Origin of the sequence: Actinomadura sp. RB99, assembly GCF_014706005.1 — a bacterium.
Lineage (GTDB): Bacteria > Actinomycetota > Actinomycetes > Streptosporangiales > Streptosporangiaceae > Spirillospora.
Map to the genome: position 1 here is coordinate 43,876 of NZ_JABMCA010000047.1, position 16,841 is coordinate 60,716.

At 74.4% G+C, this 16,841-nt stretch carries 16 protein-coding genes; 9 read left to right on the forward strand and 7 right to left on the reverse strand.

The features are described 5' to 3' along the window. The 4 genes from fahA to amrb99_RS32825 all read right to left on the reverse strand — a co-directional run bounded on the left by fahA (nt 1) and on the right by amrb99_RS32825 (nt 3,885). Nucleotides 1-1,173, reverse strand: coding sequence for a fumarylacetoacetase (fahA, locus tag amrb99_RS32810; protein ID WP_190863460.1), 1,173 nt, complete (start codon nt 1,171-1,173; stop codon nt 1-3). Then, on the reverse strand, nt 1,170-2,012 hold the full coding sequence (locus tag amrb99_RS32815; RefSeq protein ID WP_190863462.1) for a hypothetical protein: 843 nt from the start codon (nt 2,010-2,012) through the stop codon (nt 1,170-1,172). Before amrb99_RS32815 ends, fahA begins: the two co-directional genes overlap by 4 nt. After that, complete coding sequence (locus amrb99_RS32820) at nt 2,009-3,205, reverse strand: cupin domain-containing protein (RefSeq protein WP_190863464.1); 1,197 nt, start codon at nt 3,203-3,205, stop codon at nt 2,009-2,011. Before amrb99_RS32820 ends, amrb99_RS32815 begins: the two co-directional genes overlap by 4 nt. A 149-nt stretch (nt 3,206-3,354) precedes the next feature. Then, nucleotides 3,355-3,885, reverse strand: a complete 531-nt coding sequence (locus tag amrb99_RS32825) for a MarR family transcriptional regulator (RefSeq protein WP_190863466.1) — start codon at nt 3,883-3,885, stop codon at nt 3,355-3,357. A gap of 117 nt (nt 3,886-4,002) precedes the next feature. Between amrb99_RS32825 and amrb99_RS32830 the strand changes: the two genes are divergently transcribed. After that, a complete protein-coding gene (locus tag amrb99_RS32830; RefSeq protein ID WP_190863469.1) occupies nt 4,003-5,739 on the forward strand; it encodes a pyruvate dehydrogenase in 1,737 nt (578 codons plus the stop codon). Nucleotides 5,740-5,752: 13 nt separating this feature from the next. Here amrb99_RS32830 and amrb99_RS32835 read toward each other — a convergent pair whose 3' ends face one another. Beyond that, nucleotides 5,753-6,649, reverse strand: coding sequence for a LysR substrate-binding domain-containing protein (locus amrb99_RS32835; protein ID WP_190863471.1), 897 nt, complete (start codon nt 6,647-6,649; stop codon nt 5,753-5,755). 92 nt (nt 6,650-6,741) lie between these two features. On the opposite strand from amrb99_RS32835, the gene amrb99_RS32840 reads away from it, so the two are divergent. The 6 genes from amrb99_RS32840 (at nt 6,742) to amrb99_RS32865 (ending at nt 11,650) form a co-directional block, all read left to right on the forward strand. Beyond that, nucleotides 6,742-8,139: an MFS transporter gene (locus amrb99_RS32840; protein ID WP_190863473.1), complete on the forward strand. Its 1,398-nt coding sequence runs from the start codon at nt 6,742-6,744 to the stop codon at nt 8,137-8,139. A gap of 109 nt (nt 8,140-8,248) precedes the next feature. Next, entirely contained in the window at nt 8,249-8,587 is a 339-nt protein-coding gene (locus amrb99_RS32845; protein ID WP_194737396.1) for a helix-turn-helix transcriptional regulator, read from the forward strand. 48 nt (nt 8,588-8,635) lie between these two features. Next, nucleotides 8,636-9,043 carry a VOC family protein gene (locus amrb99_RS32850; RefSeq protein ID WP_190863478.1) on the forward strand — a complete coding sequence of 136 codons (408 nt, stop codon included), beginning with the start codon at nt 8,636-8,638 and terminating at the stop codon, nt 9,041-9,043. A gap of 59 nt (nt 9,044-9,102) precedes the next feature. After that, nucleotides 9,103-10,278 carry a sensor histidine kinase gene (locus tag amrb99_RS53405; protein ID WP_206700192.1) on the forward strand — a complete coding sequence of 392 codons (1,176 nt, stop codon included), beginning with the start codon at nt 9,103-9,105 and terminating at the stop codon, nt 10,276-10,278. Continuing rightward, entirely contained in the window at nt 10,275-10,946 is a 672-nt protein-coding gene (locus tag amrb99_RS32860; protein ID WP_190863480.1) for a response regulator transcription factor, read from the forward strand. Before amrb99_RS53405 ends, amrb99_RS32860 begins: the two co-directional genes overlap by 4 nt. Before the next feature lie 80 nt (nt 10,947-11,026). Continuing rightward, nucleotides 11,027-11,650, forward strand: a complete 624-nt coding sequence (locus amrb99_RS32865; protein ID WP_190863482.1) for a hypothetical protein — start codon at nt 11,027-11,029, stop codon at nt 11,648-11,650. Here amrb99_RS32865 and amrb99_RS32870 read toward each other — a convergent pair. Continuing rightward, complete coding sequence (locus amrb99_RS32870; RefSeq protein ID WP_190863485.1) at nt 11,643-12,239, reverse strand: TetR family transcriptional regulator; 597 nt, start codon at nt 12,237-12,239, stop codon at nt 11,643-11,645. The two genes, amrb99_RS32865 and amrb99_RS32870, sit on opposite strands and share 8 nt — an antisense overlap. Nucleotides 12,240-12,421: 182 nt before the next feature. Between amrb99_RS32870 and amrb99_RS32875 the strand changes: the two genes are divergently transcribed. Together amrb99_RS32875 and amrb99_RS32880 are read left to right on the forward strand one after the other, a co-directional pair. Next, the gene (locus amrb99_RS32875) at nt 12,422-14,122 is read left to right on the forward strand and encodes an MDR family MFS transporter (RefSeq protein ID WP_190863530.1); all 1,701 of its coding nucleotides are present in this window, start codon (nt 12,422-12,424) and stop codon (nt 14,120-14,122) included. A 192-nt stretch (nt 14,123-14,314) separates the two neighbouring features. After that, complete coding sequence (locus amrb99_RS32880; RefSeq protein WP_190863487.1) at nt 14,315-15,913, forward strand: AMP-binding protein; 1,599 nt, start codon at nt 14,315-14,317, stop codon at nt 15,911-15,913. Between the two features lie 100 nt (nt 15,914-16,013). On the opposite strand, the gene amrb99_RS32885 is transcribed toward amrb99_RS32880, so the two are convergent. Then, nucleotides 16,014-16,439 carry an ATP-binding protein gene (locus amrb99_RS32885; protein WP_190863532.1) on the reverse strand — a complete coding sequence of 142 codons (426 nt, stop codon included), beginning with the start codon at nt 16,437-16,439 and terminating at the stop codon, nt 16,014-16,016. Between the last annotated feature and the right edge of the window lie 402 nt (nt 16,440-16,841).

Consider the following 16,841-nt stretch of genomic DNA (forward strand, 5'->3'; position numbering starts at 1 on the left):
TCAACGAGCGGGAAGGACCCGGCCCGTCACCGCGCCGAGCCCGAGGCGCGCGCCGCCCGGACCCGGCGCGGTGGCGGAGATCGTGACGGTGTCGCCGTCCTCCAGGAACGTCCGGGGCTCGCCGCCGACCTCGACCGGCTCCTTGCCGCCCCAGGTCAGCTCGATGAACGCGCCGCGCTGGTCCTTCTCCGGGCCGGACACCGTCCCGGACGCGAACAGGTCGCCGGTGCGGGACGAGGCGCCGTTCACCGTCATGTGCGCGAGCATCTGCGCGGGCGACCAGTACATCTCGCGGTACGGCGGCCGGGACACGACCTGCCCGTTCCACTCCACGACGAGGTCGAGGTCCAGGCCCCACGGGTTCTTCTCCCGCAGGTAGGGGAGCGGTTCCGGGTCCTGCGGCGGCGTCGGGACGCGGGCCGCCTCCAGCGCGAGCAGCGGCACCACCCACGGTGACACCGACGTCGCGAAGCTCTTGCCGAGGAACGGCCCGAGCGGCACGTACTCCCACGCCTGGACGTCGCGCGCCGACCAGTCGTTGACCAGCACGACCCCGAACACCCGCTCGGCGAACTCGTCCACGCCCACCGGCGCGCCGAGCGGCGAGCCGGTCCCGACGACGAACCCGACCTCCGCCTCGATGTCGAGGCGGCGGCACGGCCCGAACGTGGGCGCGGCCTCGTCCGGCGCCTTGCGCTGCCCGCTCGGCCGGACGATGCCGGTCCCGGACGGCACGACGGTGCCCGCGCGGCCGTGGTAGCCGACGGGCAGGTGCTTCCAGTTCGGCATCAGCGGCTCGGCGTCCGGCCGGAACAGCCGCCCGAGGTTGGACGCGTGGTGCTCGGAGGCGTAGAAGTCGACGTAGTCGGCGACCTCGAACGGCAGGTGCAGCGCCACCGCGTCCAGGGCGTGGACGGCGCCGTCCGGCAGGTCGTCCGCCACGGCGTCGATGACGTGCTCGCGGACCTCGACCCACCGCTCGTGGCCCTGCTCCATGAACGCGTTGAGCGACGGCCGGGCGAACACGCCGTCGCCGAGGACGGCGGCGAGGTCGACGACCGAGTCCGCCACCCGGACGCCGACGCGCGGCTCGCCGCCGGCCGGCGAGAACACCCCGTACGGCAGGTTGTCGAGCCCGTAGAGCGAACCGTCCGGGACCGAAATACGGGTCATGCGTCTTCCTTGAGCAGTGAGGAGGGGAGGAGGCCGAGGGCGGCGAGTTCGGTGAGCGGGTCGGTGATGCTGCACGTGCCGAACGACAGGAAGCGCGCGCGGGCGAAGGACGCCCGCGCCTCGCCGAGGCCGGCGACGCGGGCGGCGATGGACGCGGCGTCGCGGTCGGCGAGGACGGCGGCGACCTCGGCGGCGCCCGCGCCGTGCATCGCGACGTCGGTGGCGAGCAGCAGGTTGAGGAATCCGTGCTGGTGGAAGCCGGTCTCCGGGTCGGTGTTGCGGACCGGGTGGTGCAGCCCGGCGGTCGCCTTGAACGGGACGCCGGCGCGCACGGCGGCGAGGACCGCGGCGGCCAGCTCGTCCGGCGCCGGGTACAGGTTCGCGTGGACGCCGCCGGTGCGGAACTTCGCGCGGTGCCCGGCCTCGCCGAGCGCGGCGATGATCGCGGGACGGCGCTCGTCGCGCGGCACCTCCACGAACACCGGGACGTCGATGCGCTCCAGGCCGCACAGCAGGTCGGCCGCCGTCATCCCGGTCGGCACCGCCACCTCGACGGCGTGCACGGCGACCGGCAGGTCCGCGGCGGCCGCGACCGCCCGCGCGGCCTGCGCGGGCCCGTTCGGCGCGGTGATCGACAGGTCGAGCGGGTCGCCGGCGACCAGCGGGTACAGCTGGTCCAGCGCGGTCGCGGGCAGCACGAGCGGGCCGACGAGGGCGGCGTACGGGGCGGACCGGTGCCGGCGGTGGGCGGGGACGGCGTCGGCGAGCGGCGCGAGGCCGGGCGGGAACACGGCCGCGTCGTCGCACAGGCCGCGGGCGAAGGCGGGCACGTCGCTCATGGGGTCCGCCTTCCCGCCCAGGTCCACGCGTATGCGGGGTCCTCGCAGGCCAGGCCGCCCTCGCCGAGTTCGAGGGGGCGGAAGGTGTCGACCATGACGGCCAGCTCGTCGAAGAACTCGGTGCCGATGCTGCGCTCGTACGCGCCGGGCTGCGGGCCGTGCGCGAGGCCGCCGGGGTGGACCGAGACCGAGCCCTGCCCGATGCCGGAGCCCTTGCGCGCCTCGTAGTCGCCGCCGCAGTAGAACATGACCTCGTCGGAGTCGACGTTGGAGTGGTAGTACGGCACCGGGATGGACAGCGGGTGGTAGTCCACCTTGCGCGGCACGAAGTTGCAGACGACGAAGTTGGTGCCCTCGAACACCTGGTGCACAGGCGGCGGCTGGTGGACGCGGCCGGTGATGGGCTCGAAGTCGTGGACGCTGAACGTGAACGGGTAGAGGCAGCCGTCCCAGCCGACGACGTCGAACGGGTGGTTGGCGTAGGTGAACCGCGTCCCGCCGATGCCGCGGGAGGTGCGGTGCTTGACGAGGACCTCGACGTCGGTGCCGTCGGCGGTGAGGATCTCGCCGGGGCCGTGCAGGTCGCGCTCGCAGTAGGGGGCGTGCTCCAGGAACTGCCCGAACCGCGACAGGTACCGCTTGGGCGGCGCGACGTGGCCGGTGGCCTCGATGACGTAGGCGCGCAGCGGCTCGTCCCCGGCGGGCAGCCAGCGGTGCGTGGTGGAGGTGGGGATGACGACGTAGTCGCCCGGCCTGGCGTCGAGCGCGCCGAAGACGGTCTCGACGGTCGCGGCGCCGGACTCGACGTAGACGATCTCGTCGCCGGTGGCGTTGCGGTACAGCGGCGAGTCCGCCGCGGACACGACGTAGGAGAGCCGGACGTCGGCGTTGCCGAGCAGCAGCCGGCGGCCCGTGACGGCGTCGGTGCCCGCCCAGGTCTCCTTGGGGAACAGGTCGTGGAGCCGGAGGTGGCGCGGCTTGAGCGGCTGGTTCGGCGTGGTGGCCGGGTCGGGCACGTCCCAGGGCCGCGAGTCGACGATCGCGGAGGGGATCTCGCGGTGGTACAGCAGCGAGGAGTCGGCGGAGAAGCCCTCCTCGCCCATCAGCTCCTCGAAGTAGAGCCGGCCGGACGCGTCCCGGTGCCGGGTGTGCCGTTTCGGCGGCACGTCGCCGACCCGCCGGTAGTGCGCCATGATCCCTCGCCTCCCCGCAGATGATTAATGCGTTTACTATCTCTCCGCGACACTACGGCCCCCGGCGGGCAGAAGAAAGGCCCGGTTCCGGACACGGGGCGGAACGGGCCGGAGCGGACGGGAGCGGACCGGGAGGCGGGCGCGGCGGGTCAGCTCCGCTCGCGGACGTCGAACCGGTGCCGGCCCTCGATCAGCTTGTCCAGCAGCATCACCAGCATCCGCTGCTCGGTCTCGGTGAGCACGCCCGCCCACTGCCGCTCCCGCTCGTGCTGGCCCGCGAAGATCTCCAGCATCCGGCGGCGGCCGTCCTCGGTCAGCGACAGGATCACCGAGCGGCCGTCCCGCTCGCCCGGCGTGCGCACCATCATCCCGTCCGCCACCAGTGTCTTCGCCAGGTTGGACACGGCGGCGCGGCTCATCCCGGCGAGCGTGGCGGCGCGGCCCGGCTCCAGCGGCCCGGCGAGCCAGGTGACGAACAGCAGCCGGAACCCCGCCCAGGAGTGCCCGCGCGGCCGGTGCACCGTGGACTCCAGGTCGTAGGTGACGATGGCGGACGCCCGGTTCAGCGTCAGCAGCAGCCGGGTCGCGAGCCGGTCCGGGAAGCCGAACTCGTCCGCCAGCCGGCCTCCGGCGAGGTCGACGAACGACCAGAAGTCCAGGTCCTCGCGCTCGTCGTCCATGGTCGCCAGCCTAGCCCCGGCGGGCGGGCAAAGTGATTCACGGTTTGATCGGTCTGCGACGTGTCGGCGCGACGATCACGGGCAGGTCTCCCCGTGCACACGGCGAGTGGGGGGATCATGGCGACGGTCGCGGACCAGTTCATCCAGGTGCTCCGCCAGGCGGGCGTCCGGCGGATCTACGGCGTGGTGGGCGACAGCCTCAACCCGATCGTGGACGCGGTGCGCCGCACCGGCGGCGACATCGAGTGGGTGCACGTCCGCAACGAGGAGGCGGGCGCGTTCGCCGCCGCCGCCGAGGCGCAGACGACCGGGCGGCTCGCCGTCTGCGCGGGCAGTTGCGGCCCCGGCAACACCCACCTGATCCAGGGCCTGTACGACGCGCACCGGTCCGGCGCGCCCGTTCTCGCGCTGGCCTCGCAGATCCCGAGCACCCAGATCGGCAGCGGCTACTTCCAGGAGACGCACCCCGAGCGGCTGTTCACCGAGTGCAGCCACTACTGCGAGCTGATCAACGGGCCGGGGCAGATGCCGCGCATCCTGCGCACGGCGATCCAGCACGCGGTCGGCCTGGGCGGCGTCGCCGTCCTCGCGCTGTCCGGGGACGTCGCCAGCCAGGACGCCGAGAACCCGACCGGCGAGCACGACTTCCTCGTCCGCAAGGGCATCGTGAAGCCGCCCGCCGACCAGGTCGACCAGCTGGCCCACGCCCTCAACCGGGCGCGGAAGCCGATGCTGTTCTGCGGGTCGGGCGTGCAGAACGCGCATTCGGAGGTCATGCAGCTCGCGCACAAACTGCTGTCGCCGATCGGGCACGCGCTGCGCGGCAAGGAATGGATCCAGTACAACAATCCGTTCGACGTCGGAATGAGCGGGCTTCTCGGCTACGGCGCCTGCTACGAGGCGATGCAGGAGGCCGACCTCGTCCTCATGCTCGGCACGGACTTCCCCTACGATCCGTTCCTTCCGGGCCGCCACACCATCCAGGTCGACGACGATCCCGCCAAGCTGGGGCGCCGCACGCCGCTCACGCTCGCCGTCCACGGCGACGTCGGTGAGACGCTCCGCCTCGTCATGGACAAGGTCGAGCAGAAGCACGACCGGTCCTATCTCGACGAGATGCTGCGACGGCACACGCGCGCGCTGGAGGGCGTCGTCTCCGCCTATACGCGCGACATCGAGAAGCACATTCCGATCCATCCCGAATACGTGGCGGACGTCCTTGACGACCTCGCCGCCGACGACGCGATATTCACCGTCGACACCGGAATGTGCAACGTCTGGGTGGCCCGCTACATCACGCCGAACGGCCGCCGCCGCGTCATGGGCTCGTTCGTCCACGGCTCCATGGCGAACGCCCTGCCGCACGCGATCGGCGCCCAGTACGGCGCGCCCGGCCGCCAGGTCGTCTCGGTCTCCGGCGACGGCGGCCTCGGCATGCTGCTCGGCGAGCTGCTCACCGTGCGGCTGCACCGCATCCCCGTCAAGATCATCCTCTTCAACAACGCGTCGCTCGGGATGGTGCGGCTGGAGATGATGGTGGACGGCCTGCCGTCCTACGAGACCGACCACGAGGCCGTCGACTACGCCGCCATCGCGCAGGCCGCGGGCATCGAGGCGGCCCGCGTCGAGCGGCCCGCCGACGTCCGCGACGCGATGGCCGCCGCGCTCGCCGCGCCCGGCCCGTACCTGCTGGACGTCGTCACCGACCCGAACGCCCTGTCCATCCCGCCGCACATCACCCCGCAGCAGGTGAAGGGCTTCGCGCTCGCCGCCGGCAAGACCGTCCTCACCGGCGGCGTCGGCAAGATGCTCGATCTGGCGCGCAGCAACCTCCGCAACATCCCCCGCCCCTGACCGCGCGCCGCGCTCACGCGGAGCCGGCGGCCATGTCGCGGGCGTGCGCGACGAGGCGCAGCAGCGCCGGGTTTCGGTTGCCGCGATGCCACGCGAGCGCGATCGGGACGGTCGGGACGGGATCGGCGAACCGCCGCGTGACGACGCCGGGGACGTGCAGCGTGCCCGCCTTGCCCTCGGTGATGAAGGTGATGCCGTGCCCCGCCGCGACGGCGTGCAGCATCCGCTCCTCCTCGGGCTCCCAGTGCGCGACGGGCGGCCGGACGCCCTCGCCGAAGACCTGGTCGAGCATCCGGTCCCACATGCCGGGGCCGTGCTCGCGCGGCCACCAGACGAGCGGGCGGCCCGCCACGTCGGCGGTGCGGAGCCGCCGCTTGCGGGCCAGCGGGTCGTCGCCGCGGACGGCCGCCACGATCGGCTCCGCGCCGATCTCCAGGACGGCCAGGTCGTCGCGCAGGTCGATGGGCGGCCGGACGATCGCCGCGTCGATGGCCCGCTCGCGCAGCCGCTGCTCGTGCAGGACGGTGAAGCCGCTGGTGAGCTGGACGTCGACGGCGGGGTGCGCGGCCCGGAACCCGTCGACGAGGTCGGTGACGGCGCCGCCGGGCGCGGAGCGGGTGAGGCTGAGGGTGAGCCGCCCGGCCTCCCCGGTGCCGTGCCTCCGCACCAGGTCGGCGGCGGCGTCGGCGCGGGCGAGGACGTCGCGGGCGGCGGGCAGCAGCGCGGCCCCCGCCTCGGTCAGCGCCACGCCGCGCCGGTTGCGGGCGAACAGCTCCGCGCCGAGCTCGCGTTCGAGCGCCTTGATCTGCTGGCTGAGCCCGGGCTGGGCGACGTGCAGCCGCTGCGCGGCGCGGCCGTAGTGCAGCTCCTCGGCGACCGCCACGAAGTACCGCAGATGCCGCAATTCCATGCCACCGACGATAGCCGGTGATAACCCTCGCTTCTCACAGGAGAAGAACCTGAACTTGGACGCGGCCGCCGGACGCGTGGCGGAATGTCGACATGGTCACCGTAACGACAAGCCCGCGCGCCGCCGGGACGGCCGGCGCTCGGCAGTGGACAGCCCTCGGATCCGTGCTGCTCGCCACGTTCATGGGACTGCTGGACGCGAGCATCGTCACGGTCGCCGTCCCGTCCATCCAGCACGGGCTGGGCGCCTCGTTCGGCGAGGTCCAGTTCGTCGCCGCCGGGTACACGCTCGCCTACGCGGTCGGGCTGGTGACCGGCGGGCGCCTCGGCGACCTGTACGGGCGCCGGCGCAGCTTCCTGACCGGCGTCGTGCTGTTCCTCGTCACCTCGGTGCTGTGCGCGGCGGCGCCGTCGGCCCCGCTGCTGATCGGGGCGCGGGTGCTCCAGGGCCTGGCCGCCGCGGTGATGCTGCCGCAGGTGCTGTCGATCGTCCAGGCGTCGTTCACCGGCCCCGCGCGGGCGAGCGCCCTCGGGCTGTACGGGGCGACGATCGGGCTGGCGTCGATCTCCGGGCAGATCGTCGGCGGCGCGCTGCTCGCCTGGAACCCGCTCGGGCTCGGCTGGCGGTCGGCGTTCCTCGTCAACGTGCCGATCGGGCTGGTCGCCCTGGCCGTCGCGGGCGCGACCGTCACCGAGGGGCGCGGCGCGCGCTCCCGCCTCGACCTCGGCGGCGCGGGCCTCCTCGGGCTCGCCCTCGTCGGCCTGCTGCTCCCGGCCGCGCTGGGGTGGCCGGTGTGGAGCCTGCCGTTCCCGCCGGCGGGGCTGGCGCTGCTCGTCGCCTTCGGAGCCTTCGAGCGGCGGCAGGCGAACCCGCTGGTGCCGATGCGGCTGCTCGCCCAGCGGCGGATGGTGCGGGGACTGCTCACCGTCCTCGCCTTCTACGCGGGCAACGCCGGCCTGTTCCTCCTGCTCGCCTACCACCTCCAGGCAGGGCTCGGGCAGAGCCCGCTGCGGAGCGGGCTGATCTTCGCGCCGCTCGGCATCGGGTTCGCCGTCGCCAGCCTGGCCGGACGCAGCCGCGCCGCGCTCGTGCCGGGCGCCGCGCTGATGGCGGCCAGCCTGACCGCCGTGCTGCTGATCGTCTCCACCGTCCCGGGGCACGCGCAGATCGGGTGGCTGCTGCCCGCGCTCGCGGTCTCCGGGATCGGCGAGGGGCTGGTCGCCGCGCCGCTGATCGGCCGGGTCCTCGCCGGGGTCGACCCGGCGGACGGCGGCGCCGCGAGCGGCGTCCTGCTCACCGCCACGCAGGTCGCGAACGCCTCGGGCGTCGCGCTGATCGGCGGCCTGTTCGCGGGCGCGCTCGGCGCGGCCCCGGGCACGCCCGGCACCGCCCTGTCCGCCTACGACCACGCCACCGCGGTCACGACCGCGGCGGTGCTGGCCCTGGCCGTCCTGACCGGCCTGCTCGCCCGCACCCTCCGCGACCGCTGAGAACGGCCGCGGGGACCCCGCGCCCCCGTCCCGCCCGGCATGGTGGGATGGGGGCGTGAGCCGTGCCGTGGAGGAGAGCAACCGCAGGCTGCTGCGGGCGCGGGACGCGATGGACCGCGCCTACGCGCAGCCGCTGGACGTCCCCGCCCTGGCCCGGATCGCCCACGTGTCCCCGGCGCACTTCACCCGCGCGTTCCGGGCGGCCTTCGGCGAGACGCCGCACCGCTACCTGCAGCGCCGCCGCGTCGAGCGGGCGATGTTCCTGCTGCGGGACACCGACCGCAGCGTCACGGACATCTGCTTCGAGGTCGGCTTCGGCAGCCTGGGCACGTTCAGCCGCACGTTCAGCGCCATCGTCGGGCGGTCGCCGCGCGAGTACCGGCGGGCGGTCACGGCCGTGGACGTGCCGACCTGCTTCGTGAAGACGTGGACGCGGCCGGTCGACTGAGCAGTTTCGGATAAGTCTTCCGAGGCCGCGCTCACTAGCGTTGACCCCATGTTCAACGCGATCACGCATTCCCAGATCTACGTCCTGGACCAGGACGAGGCCCTCGACTTCTACGTCGGCAAGCTCGGCCTGGAGGTGAGCGCCGACGTCGACATGGGCTTCATGCGCTGGCTGACCATCAGCGTCCCCGGCGACCCCGAGCGCCACATCCTGCTGGAGCGCCCCGGCCCGCCGTCGCTGTCGGACGAGACGGCCGAGCAGGTCCGGGAACTGCTGACCAAGGGCGCGATGGGCGGCCACCTCATCTTCGGCACGGACGACTGCCGCAAGACCTACGAGACGCTGCGGGACCGCGGCGTGGAGTTCACCGAGGAGCCCACCGAGCGCCCGTACGGCATCGACGCCGCGCTCCGCGACCCGTTCGGCAACAGCATCCGCTTCACCCAGCGGGTCTGACCGCCTCCGGACGGATCCGCCCGCGCGCCGCGCGCGGGTTCCGTCCTTAGGGTGGTGCCGTGGGGAGCATCCGGGTGCGGCACCGCTCGGTGACGGTCGCGCCCTGGGCGCTGGACGCGGCGCTCTCCGCGGCCGCCTTCGCCGTGACCGCGTACCGGATCGGCACCGGCGCCGTCGACGCGGGCGGCCGCGCACCGGACGCCGCGGCCTACGGCATCGGGCTCGCGATGGCGGCGGCGCTGCTCGCGCGGCGGCGGTGGCCGGCGCTCGTGCTGGGCCTGGTCACGGTGCTGTGGATCGCGTACCACACCCGCGGCTACCCGGGCGGGGCGCCGGGGGTGCCGGTGTGGGCGGCGCTGTACTCGGTCGCGGTCGCGCCCCGGCGGTGGGCGGGGCTCGTGCTCGCGGGCGTGCTGATCGTCTCGGACGCGTCGGCCCGGTCGGAGGGCGGCGCCCACCCGCTCGACGCGCTGCTGGACGGGACGACCGTGGTGTTCGTCGCGATGCTGCTGCTCGGCGACGCCGTCCGCAGCCGGCGGGAGCGGCGGGCCGAGTACGAGGCGCGGCTGGAGGCGCTCGCCGCGCGGCAGGAGGACGCCGCCGCGCGGCGCGTCGCCGAGGAGCGGATCCGGATCGCGCGGGACCTGCACGACGTCTCCGCGCACACGATCGCGGTGATCGGCGTCCAGGCGAGCGTGGCCGCCGAGCTGCTGACCGAGGACCCGGAGACCGCCGGGGAGGCGCTGCGGGCGATCCGCGCGGCCGGCGCGGAGGCGATGGCGGAGCTCCGCGCGACGGTGGGCGTGCTGCGGGACGGGGACGGCGCCGAGGTGGAGGCCCCGGCGCCCGGTCTCGACCGGCTGCCCGACCTGGTGCGGAGCTACGGCTCCGCCGGGCCGCGCGTGGAGCTGGACGTCGAGGGCGAGCGGCGCCCGCTGCCCGGCGTGGTGGAGCTGACCGCGTACCGGATCGTCCAGGAGTCGCTGGCCAACGCGCTGCGCCACGGCGGCGCGGGGTCCGTGGCGGTCCGGCTCCGGTACCGCGCGGACGGCCTGGACGTCGAGATCGACGACGACGGGCGCGGCGGGACGCCGGCCGGTGACGGGTACGGGGTGCGCGGCATGGCGGAGCGCGCGGCGGCCCTCGGCGGGAGCCTGACCGCGGGGCCGGCCGCCGGGCCGGGGGAGTCCGGGTTCCGGGTGCGGGCCTGGCTGCCGGGCGGGGGGACGCGATGACGATCCGGGTGCTGCTGGCCGACGACCAGGCGCTGGTGCGGGCCGGGTTCCGCGTCCTGCTGGAGCGCGCGGACGACATCGAGGTCGTCGGCGAGGCCGGGGACGGTGACGAGGCGGTCGCGCTGGCCCGCGCGCGGCGGCCGGACGTCGTCCTGATGGACGTGCGGATGCCGGGCTGCGACGGGCTCGCGGCGACGCGGCGGATCGTGGCGGACGCGGGGCCGTCCGGTGCGAAGGTCGTGGTGCTGACGACGTTCGACCTCGACCGGTACCTGTTCGCGGCGCTCCGGGCGGGGGCGAGCGGCTTCCTGCTGAAGGACCTGGAGCCGGACGCGCTGCGGCAGGCGGTCCGGACGGTGCACGCCGGCGACGCGCTGCTCGCGCCCCGGCTGACCCGGCGGCTGATCTCGGTGTTCGCGGACCGGGCGGGGCGGCCCCCGGTGGCGCCGGAGCGGCTCGCGGCCCTCACCGTTCGGGAGCGGGAGGTCGTGGCGCTGGTGGCGGACGGCCTGTCGGACCGGGAGATCGGCGACCGGCTGGCGATGCGCCCGGCGACGGCGAAGACGCACGTCAACCGGGCGATGGCGAAGCTCGGCGCGCGGGACCGCGCGCAGCTCGTGGTGCTCGCCTACCAGTCCGGCCTGGCCGGGGTACCGCGATCGGAGTAGGGGCGGTGCCGCGAACGCGGTAGCCGGGTGCGCCCGCGGCGCCGATGGACTCGCCCGCGCGTTTTCCTAGCGTCGAGTTCATGGATGTTCACACGAGAGTCATCGCCGGTGGCTGCCTGGTGGCGGCACCGGCCGTCCAAGGGCTGTCGACGTTCTTCTGGAACGACGGCGACCAGGGGATCGCGGCGGGCGCGCTGATCGTCGTCGCCACGGTGTTCTGGGTGGCGGGGCTGGCGGCGCTGTTCCGCCTCGTCGAGGCGCGGGCGCCCCGGTACGCGGCCGTCGCGTTCCCGCTGGCGGTCTACGGCTGCGTCGGCGGCGCGGCGTTCGGGGTGCAGGGGCTGTGCGAGGAGCTCTTCGGAGTCCCGCACGACACGGCCGTGGACCTGCTCCGCCACCACCAGGCGGCGGCGGAGGCCGCGTTCTGGTTCGCGGGCCCGCTCTTCCCGATCAGCGTGTTCGTGCTGGGGGCGGTGCTGATCCGGCTGCGCCTCGTCCCGCTGCCGACCGCCGTCCTGCTGTCGGTGGGCGCGGTGCTGTTCCCGCTCAGCCGGGTGCCGCGCGAGGTCCTCGTCGCGCACCTCGCCGACCTCGTGCTCCTGCTGCCGTTCGCGCACCTCGGCGTGCTGATGGCGATGGGGCGGCTGGCGCCCGCGAAGGCCGCGGACGCCGCGTCCGCCGCGCCGGTGGAGGCGGTCAGGTGAAGGGGGTGGCCATCTCGGTGAGGGCCTCGTCGGTCACCTCGGCCATGGAGCGCGGCGGGTCCTGCTCGGTCCAGGCGAGGGCGCCGATGCGCAGGGCGGTCATGAAGGCGCCGGCCATGACGACGGCGCGGGCGGAGCCGGGCGGGAGCCCGTCGCGGGCGGCGACGAGGTCGGCGAGGGCCCGCTCGAACGTGGCGTAGTGCGCGAGCTGGCGGGCCAGGACGGACGGGTGGGCGCGGGCGAGGCGGGCCTGCGCCGCCCAGCGGGGGTCGGGCTCGCCGATCTCGCCGGCCAGGTCGTGGAACGCGGCGCGCAGCGCGGCCCAGGACGTCTCGCCGGGCGGGCGGGCGGCGAAGCGGTCGAGGAGGGAGCGCATGCGCTGCTCGTCGCCGTAGAGGAGGGCGTCCTCCTTGCCGTCGAAGTAGTTGGAGAACGTGCGCCGGGACACGCCGGCGGCGTCGGCGATGGCCTCGACCGTCACCTCGTCCAGGCCGTGCTCGACGGCGAGGCGCATCGCGGCCTCGTGCAGGGCCATGCGCGTCGCCTCCTTCTTGCGCTCGCGCAGCCCGCCGCCGGCCATGGTCTCCATGCCGTCCAACTCTACGGGGACGTACGCCCGGCCGGGCGAAATCTTTCCTGATGTGAAAACTTGCCCAGTGGGAATAATGTGGGCCGCTGACGCCTTGTACACGGCGTTCCCACTCCTCACCCCGGAGGCGTCCCTTGACCGTGTCCGCCGACCAGCCGGCCCCGCCGGCGCCGTCCGCGACGATGTCGCGCAGATCGATCTTCGAGGCGCTCAGCGGCCTGCTGCTGGTGCTCTTCGTCGCGATGCTGAGCGAGACCGTCGTGTCCACCGCCCTGCCGCAGATCATCGGCGCGCTCAAGGGCACCCAGTCGCAGTACACCTGGGTCGTCACCGCGACCCTGCTGACCGCCACGGCGAGCACCCCGATCTGGGGCAAGCTCGCCGACCTCTACGACAAGAAGCGGCTGCTCCAGGCGTCGATCGTCATCTTCGTCGTCGCGTCGATCGCGTCCGGGTTCGCGCAGAACAGCGCCGAGCTCATCGCGTTCCGCGCCCTGCAGGGGCTCGGCGTCGGCGCGCTGCAGATCCTCGTCCAGATCGTCATGGCGGCGATGATCAGCCCCCGCGACCGGGGCCGCTACTACGGCTACCTCGGCGCGGTCATGGCGGTCGCCACCGTCGGCGGCCCGCTGCTCGGCGGGCTGATCGTCGACACGTCCTGGCTCGGCTGGCGCTGGTGCTTCCTGATCGGCGTGCCGTTCTCGGTGGTGTCGTTCGCCCTCCTGCAGAAGACGCTGAAGCTGCCGGTGGTCCGGCGCGGCGACGTGAAGATCGACTACTGGGGCGCGACGCTGCTGGCCGGCGGCGTCAGCCTGCTGCTCATCTGGGTGACCTTCGTCGGCGACAAGTTCGCCTGGCTGTCCTGGCAGACCGGCGCGATGGTCGGCGCGGGCCTGCTCGTCCTGGCCGTCGCGGTCCGGGTCGAGGCGAAGGTGCCGGAGCCGATCGTCCCGCTCGGCATCGTCGCCCGCCGCAACACCGCCCTGGCGATCCTCGCCAGCCTCGCGGTCGGCATGGCGATGTTCGGCGGCGCGGTCTTCCTCGGCCAGTACTTCCAGATCGGCCGCGGCTACAGCCCCACCGAGGCGGGCCTGCTCACGATCCCGATGATGGTCGGCGTGCTCGGCTCGTCCACGATCGTCGGGCGGCTCACCACCCGGACCGGCAAGGTCAAGTCCTACATCGTCGCCGGGACGGTCGTGCTCACCGCCGGATTCGCGGCGCTGGCGACCATCGACCAGCACACCTCGCTGGTGTTCGTCGGCGCGGGCATGTTCCTGGTCGGCGCGGGCGTCGGCATGGCGATGCAGAACCTCGTCCTCGTCGTGCAGAACTCGGTGCACCTGAACGAGATCGGCGCGGCGAGCGGCACGGTCACGTTCTTCCGGTCCCTCGGCGGGACGATCGGGGTCTCGGTGCTCGGCGCCGTGCTGGCGAACCGGGTGTCGGACAACATCGCCCACGGCCTGTCCCGCATCGGCGTGGACCCGTCCGCGGGCGGCGGCGACACCGGGAACCTGGACGTCGGCGCGCTGCCCGGCCCGATCCGGGAGATCGTCCGGGCCGCCTACGGCGACGCCACCGGGCACATCTTCCTGTTCTCCGCGCTGATCGCGGTGGTCGGGATCGTCGCGGCGGCGTTCCTCAAGCCGGTGACGCTGCGCGACAGCCTCGACCTCCCGGACGACGCCGCGTCCCTGCCGGACGACGCCGCGTCCCTGCCGGACGGCGCGGCCGCCCTGCCGGACGGCGCGGCCGCCCGGCCGGACGGCGCGGCCTCCGCGTCGGACAGTGCGGCCTCCGCGTCGAACGGTGCGGCCTCCGTGCTGGACGGCGCGGCGCTCGCCACCGCCGGCGAGGCCGGGGGTTCAGCGAGCCGATAGCTCCACCGGGTCAAGGGCCGACGGGCCGCCGCGTTCCACGCGGCGGCCCGTCGCCGTCCACGGCCGCACGCGCGTTGTCAGGAGCCTGACAAGCGCCCGCCGGAACACCTGGGTTGAGTCGCAAGAGCCGCGCGGCCCGCCGTCCGTACGGTCGAAGCCCCACTGGAGCACGCGTCGGACCGGGAGCGGCAGATGAGCGGACGATCGGAGTTCGGGCGGCGCACCGCGTCGGCCGCGCGGGCGGGCGGAATGTTCGTCCGCAGCGGGCTGTGGCGCCCCGGGCCGCCGCTCCGGGTCGCCCGGCAGCTCGGCGCGCTGCGCCGCTGGGGCACCCTGCTCGGCGGGACGGTCGCGTCCGCCGCCGCCCGCGACCCGGACGCCGTCGCGATCGCCGACGACCACGGCGAGCTGACGTACGGGCAGGTCGACGCCCGCACCGACCGGCTCGCCGCCGCGCTGCGCCGGATCGGCGGGGCGCCCCGCGTCGCGGTGCTGTGCCGCAACCACCGCGGCATGGTCGAGACGCTCGCCGCCTGCGGGAAGGCCGGCGCGGACCTCGTCATGCTGAACACCGGGATGGGCACCGACCAGCTCGTCGCGGTCGTCCGGCAGCAGGAGGCCGACGTGGTGATCGCGGACGAGGAGTTCGGCGCGTTCCTGAGCGCGCTGCCGAAGACGGTCCGGGCCGTCACCGCCGGGTCGCCGGACGCGGAGCTGGAGACGCTCATCGCGACGGCGCCCGCCGGGCCGGTGGAGCCGCCGGGCCGCACCGGCCGGACGATCGTGCTGAGCTCCGGCACGACGGGCCGCCCGAAGGGCGCCGACCGCAAGTCCCGGCCCGGCCTGCAGCCGCTCGCGTCGATCCTGTCCCGCATCCCGTACCGGGTGCACGAGCGGATGCTCATCGAGGCGCCGCTCTTCCACACCTGGGGATACGCGATGCTCCAGGTCGCGGTGTCGCTGCGCGCCACGATCGTGCTGCGCGCCCGGTTCGACCCGGAGCTGACGCTGCGGTCGGTGGAGGCGACCGGCGCGACGGCGCTCGTCGCCGTCCCCGTCATGCTCCAGCGGATCATGGACCTGCCGGCCGCCGTCCGCGCGAAGCACGACACGTCGGCGCTGCGGATCGCGGCGGTCAGCGGCTCGGCGCTGCCCGCGACGCTCGCGACCGCGTTCATGGACGCGTTCGGCGACGTCCTCTACAACCTGTACGGGTCGACGGAGGCGTCCTGGGTCACCATCGCCACCCCCGCCGACCTGCGCGCCCACCCGGACACCGCGGGCACCCCGCCGCCCGGCACCCGCGTCGCGGTCCTCGACGACGACGGCCGCCCCGTCCCGCCCGGCACCACCGGGCGCATCTTCGCCGCGAACGAGCTGCTGTTCGACGGCTACACCGGCGGCGGCTCCAAGGAGATGCGGGACGGCCTGATGAGCCTCGGCGACCTCGGCCACCTCGACGCCGACGGGCGCCTGTTCGTGCACGGCCGCGACGACGACATGATCGTGTCCGGTGGCGAGAACGTGTTTCCCGCCGCGATCGAGGCGGCCGTCGCGGAGCTGCCGCAGGTCCGCGAGGTCGCGGTGACCGGGGTGCCGGACGAGGAGTTCGGGCAGCGCGCCGCCGCGTTCGTCGTGCTCCACGACGGCGAGACGCTCGACGCCGACACCGTCCGGGCGCAGGTCCGCGACCGCCTCGCGCGCTTCGCCGTGCCCCGCGACGTGCACTTCCTGGACGCCCTGCCCCGCAACGCCACCGGCAAGGTCGTCCGCCGAGCCCTCCGGCGGTGATCGCGTCGCCGCCGGCGTCAGGCCCCGGCGGGCCTTCCCGCGGCGGGCGGAGCGGCGATCGCCGCGTCGCTCCGGCTCGCCTCTAGGGCTCGCTGCGCGATCAGGCCCTCGCTTCGCTCGAACCCGTCTTCGCGGCCGACGGCACGGGCTCGTTCTCCGAGATCTCGAACCAGAGGCGGGTGCGGCGGGGCGTCTGGTCGAGGCCCCACTCGTCGGCGAGGGCGTCGATGACGGTGAGGCCGCGGCCGTGGTCGATGCGGCGGCGGCCGTGCAGGTCGTCCTGGACGGGGCCCTCGTCGGACACCTCGACGCGCACCCGCCGCCCGTCGGTCTCGACGGCGACCGTGATGGAGCCGCTGCCGTGCAGGACGGCGTTGGCGATCGCCTCGGCGGCCATCAGCTCGACGTCGTCGAGCAGCTCGTCCCGCGCGACGACCTTCGCGGCCAGCTCGCGCACGGTCCGCCGCGCGCGCCGGCCCTCCGCCGGGTCGCCGACGAAGCCGAACGGTTCGCCGAGCCGTTCCATCGCAGTCACCGCATCACCACATCGAGTCGGAAGCGCACTGCAATCATTCACCTGCGGTGCGTGATCGGGCAATGCGCCGGACGAGTCGATCCGCGCCTTTCCGGGACGCGCCCGCCGGACCGGGGCGCCGCGCCCCGCGTCGGGGACGCGCGTACCCCCGGCCGGGACCGGTCCAAAGCCCGGTCATCGACCCCTTCGCGGGAGCCTACGGTATGGATCACCGTGCCATCGCCGCCTTGCGAAAATGGCGAACCGCCTCGCCCGCACGGCATATCGCGCCCACACGATCGGGCGCCGAGCCGGTCGTTCGAACGTACGGCGCGGTACCACTCACCCGGACGCACAAAAACGGCGGATTCTCCGTGCCCGGGGTCCAATCGCCGGACGCCCTCGCCATGTCAC

What these genes read in the sequence shown, in the direction of transcription:
- amrb99_RS32880 (WP_190863487.1), top strand. Translation starts at nt 14,315, where the DNA reads ATGAGCGGACGATCGGAGTTCGGGCGGCGCACCGCGTCGGCCGCGCGG.
- amrb99_RS32860 (WP_190863480.1), top strand. Translation starts at nt 10,275, where the DNA reads ATGACGATCCGGGTGCTGCTGGCCGACGACCAGGCGCTGGTGCGGGCC.
- amrb99_RS32865 (WP_190863482.1), top strand. Translation starts at nt 11,027, where the DNA reads ATGGATGTTCACACGAGAGTCATCGCCGGTGGCTGCCTGGTGGCGGCA.
- amrb99_RS32840 (WP_190863473.1), top strand. Translation starts at nt 6,742, where the DNA reads ATGGTCACCGTAACGACAAGCCCGCGCGCCGCCGGGACGGCCGGCGCT.
- amrb99_RS32885 (WP_190863532.1), bottom strand. Translation starts at nt 16,439, where the DNA reads ATGGAACGGCTCGGCGAACCGTTCGGCTTCGTCGGCGACCCGGCGGAG.
- amrb99_RS32870 (WP_190863485.1), bottom strand. Translation starts at nt 12,239, where the DNA reads ATGGAGACCATGGCCGGCGGCGGGCTGCGCGAGCGCAAGAAGGAGGCG.
- amrb99_RS32820 (WP_190863464.1), bottom strand. Translation starts at nt 3,205, where the DNA reads ATGGCGCACTACCGGCGGGTCGGCGACGTGCCGCCGAAACGGCACACC.
- fahA (WP_190863460.1), bottom strand. Translation starts at nt 1,173, where the DNA reads ATGACCCGTATTTCGGTCCCGGACGGTTCGCTCTACGGGCTCGACAAC.
- amrb99_RS32815 (WP_190863462.1), bottom strand. Translation starts at nt 2,012, where the DNA reads ATGAGCGACGTGCCCGCCTTCGCCCGCGGCCTGTGCGACGACGCGGCC.
- amrb99_RS32835 (WP_190863471.1), bottom strand. Translation starts at nt 6,649, where the DNA reads ATGGAATTGCGGCATCTGCGGTACTTCGTGGCGGTCGCCGAGGAGCTG.
- amrb99_RS32875 (WP_190863530.1), top strand. Translation starts at nt 12,422, where the DNA reads ATGTCGCGCAGATCGATCTTCGAGGCGCTCAGCGGCCTGCTGCTGGTG.
- amrb99_RS32825 (WP_190863466.1), bottom strand. Translation starts at nt 3,885, where the DNA reads ATGGACGACGAGCGCGAGGACCTGGACTTCTGGTCGTTCGTCGACCTC.
- amrb99_RS32830 (WP_190863469.1), top strand. Translation starts at nt 4,003, where the DNA reads ATGGCGACGGTCGCGGACCAGTTCATCCAGGTGCTCCGCCAGGCGGGC.
- amrb99_RS32845 (WP_194737396.1), top strand. Translation starts at nt 8,249, where the DNA reads ATGGACCGCGCCTACGCGCAGCCGCTGGACGTCCCCGCCCTGGCCCGG.
- amrb99_RS32850 (WP_190863478.1), top strand. Translation starts at nt 8,636, where the DNA reads ATGTTCAACGCGATCACGCATTCCCAGATCTACGTCCTGGACCAGGAC.